The organism is Agrobacterium sp. rho-13.3, from assembly GCF_033957765.2.
Classification (GTDB): domain Bacteria; phylum Pseudomonadota; class Alphaproteobacteria; order Rhizobiales; family Rhizobiaceae; genus Agrobacterium.
In genome coordinates, this window is sequence record NZ_CP192774.1 from 144,294 (window position 1) to 156,209 (window position 11,916).

At 59.2% G+C, this 11,916-nt stretch carries 12 protein-coding genes; 8 read left to right on the plus strand and 4 right to left on the minus strand.

What is annotated here, in order from left to right:
* The first annotated feature begins 131 nt into the window (after nt 1-131).
* On the plus strand, nt 132-500 hold the full coding sequence (locus tag RMR16_RS00700; RefSeq protein WP_320201314.1) for a DUF952 domain-containing protein: 369 nt from the start codon (nt 132-134) through the stop codon (nt 498-500).
* Nucleotides 500-1,588 (plus strand): quinone-dependent dihydroorotate dehydrogenase, encoded by a 1,089-nt coding sequence (locus RMR16_RS00705; RefSeq protein ID WP_320201315.1) that lies wholly within the window; start codon nt 500-502, stop codon nt 1,586-1,588. Before RMR16_RS00700 ends, RMR16_RS00705 begins: the two co-directional genes overlap by 1 nt.
* Nucleotides 1,589-1,730: 142 nt before the next feature.
* Here RMR16_RS00705 and RMR16_RS00710 read toward each other — a convergent pair whose 3' ends face one another.
* Nucleotides 1,731-2,228, minus strand: a complete 498-nt coding sequence (locus tag RMR16_RS00710) for a CAP domain-containing protein (RefSeq protein ID WP_320201316.1) — start codon at nt 2,226-2,228, stop codon at nt 1,731-1,733.
* Between the two features lies 1 nt (nt 2,229).
* Nucleotides 2,230-2,496: a DUF6460 domain-containing protein gene (locus tag RMR16_RS00715; RefSeq protein WP_320201317.1), complete on the minus strand. Its 267-nt coding sequence runs from the start codon at nt 2,494-2,496 to the stop codon at nt 2,230-2,232.
* A 139-nt stretch (nt 2,497-2,635) separates the two neighbouring features.
* Between RMR16_RS00715 and RMR16_RS00720 the strand changes: the two genes are divergently transcribed.
* The 6 genes from RMR16_RS00720 to RMR16_RS00745 all read left to right on the plus strand — a co-directional run bounded on the left by RMR16_RS00720 (nt 2,636) and on the right by RMR16_RS00745 (nt 9,580).
* On the plus strand, nt 2,636-3,580 hold the full coding sequence (locus RMR16_RS00720; protein WP_320201318.1) for a class I SAM-dependent DNA methyltransferase: 945 nt from the start codon (nt 2,636-2,638) through the stop codon (nt 3,578-3,580).
* A gap of 180 nt (nt 3,581-3,760) precedes the next feature.
* Nucleotides 3,761-4,372: a YitT family protein gene (locus RMR16_RS00725; RefSeq protein WP_320201331.1), complete on the plus strand. Its 612-nt coding sequence runs from the start codon at nt 3,761-3,763 to the stop codon at nt 4,370-4,372.
* Between the two features lie 62 nt (nt 4,373-4,434).
* Nucleotides 4,435-5,076 carry a YitT family protein gene (locus tag RMR16_RS00730; RefSeq protein ID WP_320201319.1) on the plus strand — a complete coding sequence of 214 codons (642 nt, stop codon included), beginning with the start codon at nt 4,435-4,437 and terminating at the stop codon, nt 5,074-5,076.
* 194 nt (nt 5,077-5,270) lie between these two features.
* Nucleotides 5,271-7,790: a ligase-associated DNA damage response DEXH box helicase gene (locus RMR16_RS00735; RefSeq protein ID WP_320201320.1), complete on the plus strand. Its 2,520-nt coding sequence runs from the start codon at nt 5,271-5,273 to the stop codon at nt 7,788-7,790.
* A gap of 20 nt (nt 7,791-7,810) precedes the next feature.
* Nucleotides 7,811-8,539, plus strand: coding sequence for a ligase-associated DNA damage response endonuclease PdeM (gene pdeM, locus RMR16_RS00740; protein ID WP_320201332.1), 729 nt, complete (start codon nt 7,811-7,813; stop codon nt 8,537-8,539).
* 486 nt (nt 8,540-9,025) lie between these two features.
* Nucleotides 9,026-9,580, plus strand: a complete 555-nt coding sequence (locus RMR16_RS00745; protein WP_432353980.1) for a hypothetical protein — start codon at nt 9,026-9,028, stop codon at nt 9,578-9,580.
* A gap of 452 nt (nt 9,581-10,032) precedes the next feature.
* On the opposite strand, the gene RMR16_RS00750 is transcribed toward RMR16_RS00745, so the two are convergent.
* Both RMR16_RS00750 and RMR16_RS00755 read right to left on the minus strand, forming a co-directional pair.
* Nucleotides 10,033-10,854 carry a TIGR02186 family protein gene (locus tag RMR16_RS00750; RefSeq protein WP_413786025.1) on the minus strand — a complete coding sequence of 274 codons (822 nt, stop codon included), beginning with the start codon at nt 10,852-10,854 and terminating at the stop codon, nt 10,033-10,035.
* A complete protein-coding gene (locus tag RMR16_RS00755; RefSeq protein WP_320200996.1) occupies nt 10,851-11,777 on the minus strand; it encodes a sulfite exporter TauE/SafE family protein in 927 nt (308 codons plus the stop codon). Before RMR16_RS00755 ends, RMR16_RS00750 begins: the two co-directional genes overlap by 4 nt.
* Between the last annotated feature and the right edge of the window lie 139 nt (nt 11,778-11,916).

Below are 11,916 nucleotides of genomic sequence, written 5' to 3' on the forward strand. Positions count from 1 at the left end.
AAACTTATCTTTGGCGCAGTTTCACCCGGCGTCAAGCCTTCACATTTCGGCGGATACGCAAAAATCTGTGTGCAGTAATGGACAATCGATGCCATTTGCGGCAAACCGCCCAAAGTGTAAGGAGACGCCGCATGAGTGAAACGCCCCCAACCAGTTCCAAAACGCTCATTTACAAGATCGTGCCGAACGCCCTGTGGCGAGAGGCAAAGGAAGCGGGTGTTTTCAAGGGCGCAGCCATCGACCTTACGGATGGTTATATCCATTTCTCCACCGCCGCCCAGGCAAAGGAAACCGCGCAAAAACACTTTGCCGGTCAGGATGATCTTCTGCTGCTGGCCGTTGATGGCGCGGCCTTGGGTGATAAGCTCGTTTTTGAAACCTCACGCGGCGGCGCCCTGTTTCCGCATCTGTACGCAGACCTGCCGTTGAGCGCCGTTTTGTGGGAAACGCCGCTGACGCTTGATGATGATGGTGCCCACCAGTTTCCGGAGATTGCATGATGAGCGGAATTTTTTCCTCGATTGGCCGTCGCGGCCTGTTTCTGATCGATCCGGAAGTGGCGCACGGCATGTCGATCACCGCGCTGCGCAGTGGCTTTATGCCCACCTGCCATGTGCCGCATGACCCACGCTTGCAGCAAACCGTGGCGGGCCTCGTGTTCCCCAATCCACTCGGCATGGCAGCGGGTTATGACAAGAATGCGGAAGTGCCGGGACAGCTTTTGAAACTCGGCTTCGGTTTTACCGAAATCGGCACGGTCACGCCGCTTGCACAATCGGGCAACCCAAAGCCGCGCATTTTCCGCCTTGTGGAAAACGAAGCCGTCATCAACCGCCTCGGTTTCAACAATGAAGGCCATGCGGCAGCACTCGCCCGGCTTATCGCCGCTGGCCTGCGCGGCCTCGTCGGCGTCAATATCGGTGCGAACAAGGACAGCGCAGACCGCATCGGGGATTATGTGAAAGGCATCGAAACCTTCGCCTCGGTCGCCTCCTATTTCACCGCCAATATTTCCTCGCCCAACACACCGGGCCTGCGCGATTTGCAGGCGCGGGAAAGCCTGTCTGCACTTCTCAAAGCCGTGCTGGAAAAACGCGATGCCGAAGCGCAAAAGCTCAACCGCCCCATTCCGGTTTTCCTGAAAATCGCGCCTGATCTGACCGAAGAAGGGCTGGACGATATCGCCGCCGAAGCCCTGTCGCACGATCTCGATGGTCTGATCGTCTCCAACACCACGCTCTCGCGTGATGGCCTGCGCCCCGGCCAGAACAATGGCGAGATGGGCGGCCTTTCCGGCAAACCGCTGTTTGATCTGTCCACCACGGTTCTTGCCAAAATGCGCAAACGCGTCGGCCCGAACCTGCCCATCATCGGCGTTGGCGGCGTATCCTCTGCCGAAACCGCGCTGGCAAAAATCCGCGCAGGGGCCGATCTCGTGCAGCTTTATTCCTGCATGGTCTATGAAGGTCCAGGCCTGCCGGGCACAATCGTGCGCGGGCTTTCGAGCCTCATGGCACGGGATGGCGTGGCGAATATTCGCGAGTTGCGCGATAGCGCGGTGGAAAAGTGGGCGGAGCGGACGATTTAAGACGCGGCCTTTCCCTCTACACTTCCGTCATGCCGGGCTTGACCCGGTATCCAGCGGTGCCGCGTCTGCGGCAGGAAAGAGTCTTTAGCGATCAAGGACTTGATCGCACTGGACCCCGGATCAAGTCCGGGGTGACGGAGTGTCACGCACACAACACCATCGCCCAATAAGGCCGGTTCTTCGCGCTCGCATCATACGCCACGGCAACACCAAGCCCACCATAATTGCCCAGCATGTTCTCCAGATGGTGCGGAGAGCCGATCCAGGCTTTCACCACACGCTCGACCGTATCCTGTCCGGCGGCCACGTTCTCGGCGGCAGGCAGCGGCACGTTGCCGTCTTTCATGCGAATGAGAAAGCTGTCCGTCAGGCCAATCAGATGCGCCATCTTCTGGGCCTTCACCATACGGCTGGCCTGATAGATTGCCGCCTGTTGCGCAGCACTATTGGCAGACAGGGTGGATAGACCTTTGGAGCGGCGAAGCTCGTTGACCATGGGAAGCGAAGCGGCCGTTTCGTCGCGCGCACCGGAGGCAACGCCCTTGTTGGTGGGCATGGAAACGCAGGCGGAAAGCGCCGTGCCTGCGGAAACCAGCACGAAACCGCGACGTGAAAGCGTGAATAAAGACTGTTCGGTCATATCAGCGACGATAGCTCAGAAGGCGGAGAATAATGAAAACGGGAATAACGATGATCGCACCCGCCAACAGATAATCGCCAATGCTGCCCAGCGCACGGAAGCCCGAATACCACAGGTCCAGCACGAAATTACGAACACCATAAATGATGCCCCACGGCGTCAGGCCGAAAACTGCCATCACAAAACCGACGATCAGCGATACGACAAGCAACTTTACGATCGTGCGCGCCACGCTGTCACCCAGCACCTTATCAACCTCACCAGCCATCGGCATTATCTCCTTGTTCAATGCCAGACATATGAAGCACACGTCTTCTATGCAAGCTTTTCAGCCTCGCCATGAAATAGGACTTGAGTTTTTTTGTGGCCTGATAAAAGAGAGCCAACCTCTTTTCAGGAAACCGCGCATGGCCACCAACCAGTTTTCTTCCGGCGATGTCATTGCAGACCGCCGTGCCGATTATGCGCGTATGTTGGCGGAAAGCGGCGATCACGCCGCCGCCGCAGAGCTGATCGAGCAGGCGCTGGAGCTCGCTCCCCATTGGGCGGCAGGCTGGTCTCGGCTGGGGGAATACAGCGAAAAAGCGGGTCAGACGGCAAACGCCATCGCGGCTTACGAGAAAGTGGCAGAGCTGGACGCGGAAGGTATTTTCGCCGCACCCCTCAAACTCGCCGTGCTGGGTGCCGCCAAAACCCCGGAACAGCCACCAAGCCGTTATGTCGAAGGCCTGTTCGATGATTATGCAGACCGTTTCGAAACCTCGCTGGTGGAAAAGCTGGATTACAGCGTGCCGCAAAAGCTGGCCGCGCTGATTGAAACGGCAAAACCCGCCAACGACAAATTCCGCTGCATCGTCGATATCGGCTGCGGCACCGGCTTGCTGGGTTCAGAGGTGCACGCATGGGCGCAGCGTCTGGAAGGTTTTGATATTTCCACCAACATGCTGGCGAAGGCTGAGGGCAAGGGCATTTATGATCACCTCGCTCAAGCCGATCTTTCGCTGGAGGCTGACGCTTCGGGCCTGTTCAACGCGGACCTGCCGCATCACCGTGCCGATCTGGTCGCCGCAGCCGATGTGATGATGTATCTGGGCAGTCTGGAAACGGTCATGCCGCTGGTTCTGGGGCTGCTGGCACCGGGTGGCACCTTCGCGTTTTCGGTGGAAGATGCGGGCGATGAGGCCGGCTTCGTTTTGATGCCATCGCTGCGATACGCCCATTCGGAAACCTATGTTCGCACCCTTCTGACATCCTTTGGCTTGGAAACCCTGGAAACCCAGAAAACCACCATTCGCAAGGATGCCGGAAAACCCCTGTCCGGCATTCTGTTTCTTGCCGGAAAACCGGCCTGATCTTTTCGTTTCTTGCCTTTTTATCGATAGGTCAGCCTTGCTTACTTATCGATATTGAAATGCCTTCTGTTGCAGCGCAAAATAGACCCCGTCGAGCCGACTTGAGGCACGGCACTTTCAACGATATTGGGTCAATCTCTTCGGGGTCGCGGCATGGCATTCACAAGAAGCGTCTATGGCATGTGGAGTGCCGATCCGGCAAAACACGCGCCGCTGGAAGATATTCAGGGCATCGTCACCGGCAGCATCGTCTCGGCGCTCGGTTTTTACCTGCTGGCCAAGGTGGGTTTGCTCACCGGCGGCACGGCGGGCGTGGCGTTTCTTCTGCACTACGCCTTTGGCATCAGCTTCGGCCTGCTGTTTTTTCTCGTCAATCTGCCGTTTTATTACCTGTCCTTCCGTCGTTTGGGGCTGGCTTTCTCGCTCAAGACCTTCATCGCCATCGGCCTTGTTTCGGTGCTGACGGAGCTGGAAACCCGCTGGATGGTGATAGAAAGCATCAATCCACTCTGGGCGTCGCTGCTTGGCGGGCTGCTGCTGGGTTACGGGCTTCTGGCATTGTATCGCCACCGCGCCAGCCTTGGCGGCATCGGCATTCTGGCCATCTATATTCAGGATCGTTTCGGCATCCGCGCCGGTCTCATCCAGCTTGCCTTCGACAGCTGCGTCATGATCGCCGCTTTCGCCGTCATCAACCCGGAAACGGTGATCTATTCGATTGTCGGTGCTTTCGTGCTGAACATCTTCCTCACCATAAACCACCGCTCGGATCGCTATATCGTCGTGCGATGATCTCTTGAATTTTCGCCCGTTGCAGCGCAAAGACAAGGCAATAGGGGATTTGGGGAACGATCATGAGCGACGTTGCAGGGCGCAAGCTGCCGAAACTGTGGGCATCGACGCCATCACGCCATTCCGTGCTGGAAGATGCGCAGGGCGTGGTTGCGGGCAGCATGTTGATTTCGCTGGGTATCACGCTGTTTTCCTCTGCCGGTCTTTTGACCGGCGGCACGCCCGGCCTTTCCTTCCTCGTGCATTACTCCACGGATTTGAGTTTCGGCCTCATTTTCTTTCTCATAAACCTGCCGTTCTATTATCTGGCATTCCGCCGTTTCGGCCTCGCCTTCACCGTTAAAACCTTCTGCGCCATTGCGCTGACGGCAACGCTGTCCGAATACATGCCGCAGCTCTTCGCCTTCCAGAGCATCAACCCCATCGCCGCGGCCATGTTCGGCGGCTTGACCGTGGCCGCTGGCATGTTGGCCCTGTTTCGTCACCGCGCCAGCCTTGGCGGCTTCGGCATTCTGGCGCTTTATTTGCAGGACAGGTTGGGCTGGCGCGCAGGCTTCGTGCAACTGGGCTTTGATGGTATGGTGCTCATCGGCTCCTTCTTCATCGCAACGCCTCCCGTCATCGTCTGCTCCATCCTCGGCGCGCTCATCATGAACCTCACGCTTGCGATCAATCACCGCAACGATCGTTATATCGCGATCTGATCTGGCACAATGTTCCGTCATCCCGGACGTGATCCGGGATCCAGTCAGCCCAAGTCCTTGGGCTGAAAGGACTTTTCTCGACGCGCAAACGCGCGTCGGCTGGATTCCGGCTCAAGGCCGGAATACGGAGGAGAGGTCGCACTTACCTCTTATACCACCCTTCTTTTTCGAAAGATTTTCACTACCTTAGAGGTGTGAAACATACAGAGCCTCCCATTACCGGCACCCAGGTCGGCACTCTGCCCCTTCCATTCCAGAGATGGTTTGCTGAAAAAGGGTGGAGCCCGCGCGCCCATCAGCTGGAGCTTTCGGCCCGCGCCAGCGGCGGTGAAAACATGCTGCTGATTGCACCGACCGGGGCAGGCAAAACGCTCGGCGGTTTCATGGCCTCACTTACAGACCTTGCGCAGCGCGGCAAGGTGCCACCCGGCTCCGCCTTCGTCGGCGTACACACGCTCTACATCTCGCCGCTCAAAGCTCTGGCCGTGGATATCGAGCGCAATCTCATGAAGCCGGTGACCGATATGGGCCTGCCGATTTCCGTGGAGACCCGCACGGGAGACACGCCGCAAAACAAACGCCAGCGCCAGAAGCTGAAACCGCCGGATATTCTGCTGACCACGCCGGAGCAGGTCTCGCTTCTGCTGGCCAACAAGGAAGCCGAACGCTTCTTCAAAGACCTGAAATATGTGGTGCTGGATGAGTTGCACTCGCTCGTCACATCCAAACGCGGCCATCTGTTATCCTTAGCGCTGGCCCGCATTCGCAAACACGCCCCCGCCATGCGCACCATCGGCCTGTCCGCCACGGTGGCTGATCCCATGGATTTGCAGCGCTACCTCGCGCCACAGATGGAGGGCGAACCGCCCGCGGGTCTCATCACCGTGGATGGCGGGGCAAAGCCTGATATCGCAATTCTGGAAACGGAAGAGCGTATTCCATGGTCCGGCCATTCGGCGCGCTACGCCATGCAGGATCTCTACCCGGCGCTGAAACAGCACAAAACGACGCTGATCTTCGTCAACACCCGCTCCCAGGCCGAACGCATCTTTCAGGAACTCTGGACCATCAACGACGACAATCTGCCGATTGCCCTGCATCACGGTTCGCTGGATGCGGGCCAGCGCCGCCGCGTCGAAGCGGCCATGGCGGACAACAAATTGCGTGCCGTCGTCGCCACCTCCACGCTCGATCTCGGTATCGACTGGGGCGATGTCGATCTGGTCGTGCATGTCGGTGCGCCAAAAGGCGCAAGTCGTCTGGCCCAGCGCATTGGCCGGGCCAATCACCGCATGGATGAACCGTCAAAAGCCATCCTCGTGCCCGCCAACCGCTTCGAGGTCATGGAGTGCCGCGCCGCGCTGGATGCGAATTATGTCGGCGCGCAGGACACTCCGCCGATCGCCGAAGGCGCTTTGGATGTTCTGGCCCAACACGTCCTGGGCATGGCCTGCGCCGAACCCTTCGATGCCGATGAGCTTTACCGTGAAGTCACCAGCGCCTCGCCCTATGCGAACCTTCCGCGCCAGACGTTTGACCGCGTGGTGGATTTCACCGCCACCGGCGGTTACGCGTTGCGCACCTATGAACGTTACGCCCGTATCCGCCAGATGGCAGACGGTCGCTGGCGCGTGTCCAACCCGCAGGTGGCGCAACAATACCGCCTCAACCTCGGCACCATCGTCGAAGCGGCGGAACTCAACGTCCGCATGGTCAAGCGCAACGCCAAAGGCACGGTGGGTCGTGGCGGCATGTCCTTGGGCAAGGTGGAGGAGCATTTCCTCGAACAATTGGTCCAAGGCGATACATTCCTCTTCGCCGGTAAAGTGCTGCGCTTCGAAGGCATCCGTGAGAACGAATGCCTCGTCAGCCAGGCCTTTTCCATGGACCCGAAAATCCCGTCCTATGCGGGCGGCAAGTTCCCGCTCTCCACCTATCTGGCCGACCAGGTTCGCTCCATGCTGGCCGATCCGGCCCGCTGGAACGCGCTGCCGGATCAGGTGCGCGATTGGCTGGCCATCCAGAAAGAAAAGTCGATCATCCCCAAACGCGATGAGTTGCTGGTCGAGACATTCCCGTTCCGCAAACGTTTCTTCATGGTCATGTACCCGTTCGAAGGGCGGCTGGCGCACCAGACGCTCGGCATGTTGCTGACCCGTCGTTTGGAGCGGGCAGGGGCAAAACCCATGGGTTTCGTCGCCACGGATTATTCGCTGGCCATCTGGGCCATCGAGGATATCGGCCTGCGTCTGCAATCGGGCCGCCTGTCCCTTTCAGACCTTCTGGATGAGGACATGCTGGGCGATGATCTGGAAGCGTGGCTGGACGAATCTTTCATGCTGAAACGCACCTTTCGCAATTGCGCTGTCATCGCCGGCCTCATAGAGCGCCGCCATCCGGGTAAGGAAAAATCCGGGCGGCAGGTCACGGTGTCGGCTGATCTTATTTATGACGTCCTTCGCAGCCATGAGCCGGACCATATTCTGCTGGAAGCCACCCGCCGCGATGCGGCATCGGGACTTTTGGACATTGGCCGTCTTGGCGATATGCTAAGGCGAATCAAGGGTCACACCACCCATTGCGCGCTGGAACATGTCTCGCCGCTGGCCGTGCCGGTCATGCTGGAAATCGGCCGCGAAACGGTGGTGGGTCAAGCGCAGGATGATGTGCTGGCCGAAGCCGCCGATGAGCTGATCGCCGATGCGATGTCGTGATAAAGAAAGAAAATGCAAACGTGTTGAGCCGTCTTGCCTTGAGCGACAAATTTTCAAACGGCTTTGAATGCCTCGGCTCGGAAACCGTCATAAACGGTGTCGCGGGCTGGTGTGATCCGTTGGGCGGGCTTTATCTGCCCGATCTGTCCCTGCTCGTCGTGTCGGACTTACATCTGGAAAAAGGCGCTGCCTTCGCCCGGCGCGGGCACCTGTTGCCACCTTATGACACGATAGCCACGCTCAAAATCCTCTCCTCCCTCATCACCCGCTACGACCCCAAAATCGTCGTCAGCCTCGGCGATAATTTCCATGATCGGGTCGGCTCCAAACACCTGTCATTGCCCTTGCGCGATATCATCAAGGAGATGGCTGCGGGCCGCGAATGGATATGGATCAACGGCAACCACGATCCGGACGGAACCGTCGATCTGCCGGGCTCGTCCACGGATGAGATGTTTTACGGCAAGCTCATCTTCCGGCATGAGCCAAAAACCGGTGCCGCCCCCGGCGAGATCGCCGGACACCTCCACCCCGCCGCCACGGTGCGCCGCCGCGAAAAAACCGTCCGCCGTCCCTGCTTCGCCACAGATGGCACCCGCCTGTTGATGCCCGCCTTCGGCGTGTTAAGCGGCGGTCTGGATTTGCGCCACAAGGCCATGCACGGCCTGTTTGATCACGCCGCACTCGTAGCGCATATGATGGGGCGGGATCGGATTTACTCGGTACGGTTCACCAATCTGCTGGGGTGAGCTTGTTTGGAGAGGATATTCCACACTCCGTCATCCTCGGGCTTGCCACGGCCCAGTGCCGCCAACCTCTCCTCCGTCACCCCGGACCTGATCCGGGGTCCAGTCGCCTTGCGTCTGCAAGGCGAGAGAACCCTCTCCGTGCGTTCCGTCGGCAAAGGGTCTCTCGCCGCGCAGACGCGCGGCACTGGATCCCGGATCGGGTCCGGGATGACGGAGGTTGGAGTGGTCGCCGGAGTGAAATGGATAGCTAATATGATAAATTATTTAATGAAATCAATATTTTATAATAATAACCACCGAAGTAATAATAAATTTTCGCACTTTTCTCCACACGCCCAAAACTGCGCGCACAATGGTGCTGTTCCGCCCTCGGATACACCGCAAGGCGTTGCGGCGAGGCGGGATCGGTGCTGGTGGTGAAGGGGTTACGCAAACCTTCACCGCCGGGGCCGGACAGCAAATCCCCCCGGCGGCAACGGGAGGAGGATGACGCCGGTTGCGGACCGGCTGGCGTTGTCTTCCCGATGCCCGACAGGCTTAACCGCCGCCGGGTGTACCGACAGCTCATCGTCTTGTGGTCGAACGCGACCATCGGGATGGAAGCGAAAGTCAGGCGGTACACAGGAACACGCTGCATCTGCCCCGCACCGTAGCGATACGGCGCGGACGGATCGCGAGGACGATCCGCAGCCGTTGGTGCAGCGGGACGTCTTTGCGAAAAACGGATCGATCCTCCCGCCCCTTGATTATCGGCGCGGGAGCAAATCGAAGGCAGATGGGGCCGAACTGGCAGGCGGTGTTCTGGAAACAGGATATTGCCACCCGGATGGGAAGGGTTGGACCTTGATCATGTCCGACCGGTTCTCCGGCAAGGTTTCCCCTTCGCCCTCCGGGATTGCCAGCCATGGCAAGTGGATTGCTGTCCGGCAACAACAGCCGAGCGGGGCGCTGAGAGGTGCCATTCTTGAACTACCCCAACGAGGCAACTTTCTGCGCCCCGTCCGACATACCATGGCCGATCAGGCGGTGGACACTGAATGAAGATCACACCACGAGCAGATGCTGCCGCGTGAACGGCGAAGCTTGGGTACGAGTTGGCCGGGATTTTTGAGGATTGGATTTGCGGTTGAGTGCGTTGCCGGATGCTTCGAGGGCGCTGCGCGCCACCTCAGCGTGAGGTTGGTGGGTGTGGCGAGGATTGCAACGGTGACAGGCAGAGCTAACGGCGGGGAGTGCAACGTAACGGCAACGGGTGCGACAGTAGTAACCCTCATCCTGAGGCGGGAGCGAAGCGACCCTCGAAGGACGGGGGTTACGGGCAGAGTGGGCAGCCGGATGCTTCGAGGCTTTGCCCTTCGGACAAAGCGCCTCAGCATGAGGGCGGAGGGTGTGGCGAGGAGTGCAACGGTGACAGGCGGAGCAAGTGGCAACAAGTGCAACAGAATCGGGCAGAGTGCCACTCACCCCAACCCCTGCCGCCATCCGCTCACAACCTAATCCCGCCGGAACAAGATGCTAGCACCCCAACCCGTCACCACTGCCAGCAGCACACAAAGAAAGCCATAAACAACCGGGGTCTGATGCGCGGCATCGGTGATGGCCTGTTCCATGCCGGTTTTCACCACGCGCAGACGGAGTTCCTTCTGCGCAATCGGCGTCCCGCTTTTGAACAGATAGGCGCGGGCCGTGTGCACGCCGTTCGGCACATTGGCGGGCAGGCGCAGCGTGGCCCAGAACAGGCCGGTCCGCTCCAGCCGCACGCCGGTCGTGTCGTTGCGATAGATGCCGCTCGACAGTTTCAGGCGGCGATAGGCGTCCTGGAAATCATAGACATTGTCAGGCACGCCGGAAAATACGGCACTTTTCAGGGGCAGATGCTCCACCCCGAGACCCATGGCTTTCAAGGTGCCGGGTGTGGCGATATCGTCGATGTTGCGGGTGCTGGCCATGGAGTAGGATTCCGGCAGCGGCGCAAAGGTAATCGCGCTCGTGTTGATCCAGATGCCCGCCACCCGGCTTTTTTTGCGCACGGTGGAATAATCGTTAGGCCCTTCCAGCGTCACCACAATATCATACTGCCCGATGGCCAGCAGCAATTGGTCGGCGTTGTTCAGCGCCCCGAACATGGTGAAATCCGCGCCGCGAAAATCAGACGCGATGGAGATTTCCGTGGTGGATGCGCCGATCTCGATGTTTTCCTGCAAGGCGCGGGGCTTGCCCGAGGCGTCGGGCGAGATGGCCAGCGGTGGCGTTTGCGCGAAGGCTGTACCGCACAAGACGCTCAAAACGGTTGCGAACAGAGCTGCGCGGATCAATAGCCCAGCCCCCCCACCGCAACGGAGAACAGGTCTTCCGGTCGCACCACCAGCGCAATCGCCAATCGCACGCCAACCGCCAGAACCAGCAGCGCCAGCAGCGCACGCAATTGTTCACCGCGCAGCTTTTGTCCCACCCGCACGCCATATTGTGCGCCGACGACACCCGCCAGCATCAGAATGAAAGCCAGCACGATATCGACGGAAAAGTTCGTCGCGGCCTGAACGATGGTTGTATAGGCGGTGACGAAAATGATCTGGAACAGCGAGGTGCCGACAACAACGTTGGTCGGAATACGCAGCAGATAAATCATCGCCGGAACCATGATGAAGCCGCCGCCCACACCCATGATGGAGGTCAAAACGCCAATGCCGAAACCCAGCACGATGATGGGAATGACGCTGAGATAAAGCTTCGATTTTTTGAACCGCATTTTCAGCGGCAGGCGGTGCACCCAGTTGTGGTGGCCGGGGCGGCGCAGGGTCACCGTCTCGTTGCGGGCGCTGCGGCGAATGGCCGAAACGCTCTCCTTCAGCATCAAAACGCCCACGGTGGTCAGCAGGACCACATAAAGCAGCGAGATGATCAGGTCGAGCTGGCCGATGCTGCGCAAGAGCGTAAACAGCCACACGCCAAGGGTTGCGCCACACAAACCGCCGATCAGCAGAATGCCCCCCAGCTTCATATCCAGTGTACCGCGCCGGAAATGGGTGATGGAGCCGGAAACGGAGGAGGCAACCACTTGGTTGGCGCCCGTGGCCACGGCCACGACGGGCGGAATGTTGTAAAAAATCAAAAGCGGCGTGATGAGAAAACCGCCACCCACGCCGAACATGCCCGACAGAAAGCCCACAGCCGCGCCCATGCCGAGAATGATGAAAATATTCACCGAAAGTTCTGCGATGGGCAGATAGACAGTCACAGGCGGACCTCGGATATGGTTCCGTGCAAAACGGCAAAAACCGCCGTCAGGCGGGGCTTGCCACGAAGGGGCGATCTCTGTCTGGAAGGCGAAGGCAAAGAGGGCCTTGCGACCTTTCATTGGTCATGCCCTTGGTGGG

What these genes read in the sequence shown, in the direction of transcription:
- RMR16_RS00700 (WP_320201314.1), top strand. Translation starts at nt 132, where the DNA reads ATGAGTGAAACGCCCCCAACCAGTTCCAAAACGCTCATTTACAAGATC.
- RMR16_RS00705 (WP_320201315.1), top strand. Translation starts at nt 500, where the DNA reads ATGAGCGGAATTTTTTCCTCGATTGGCCGTCGCGGCCTGTTTCTGATC.
- RMR16_RS00710 (WP_320201316.1), bottom strand. Translation starts at nt 2,228, where the DNA reads ATGACCGAACAGTCTTTATTCACGCTTTCACGTCGCGGTTTCGTGCTG.
- RMR16_RS00715 (WP_320201317.1), bottom strand. Translation starts at nt 2,496, where the DNA reads ATGGCTGGTGAGGTTGATAAGGTGCTGGGTGACAGCGTGGCGCGCACG.
- RMR16_RS00720 (WP_320201318.1), top strand. Translation starts at nt 2,636, where the DNA reads ATGGCCACCAACCAGTTTTCTTCCGGCGATGTCATTGCAGACCGCCGT.
- RMR16_RS00725 (WP_320201331.1), top strand. Translation starts at nt 3,761, where the DNA reads ATGTGGAGTGCCGATCCGGCAAAACACGCGCCGCTGGAAGATATTCAG.
- RMR16_RS00730 (WP_320201319.1), top strand. Translation starts at nt 4,435, where the DNA reads ATGAGCGACGTTGCAGGGCGCAAGCTGCCGAAACTGTGGGCATCGACG.
- RMR16_RS00745 (WP_432353980.1), top strand. Translation starts at nt 9,026, where the DNA reads ATGACGCCGGTTGCGGACCGGCTGGCGTTGTCTTCCCGATGCCCGACA.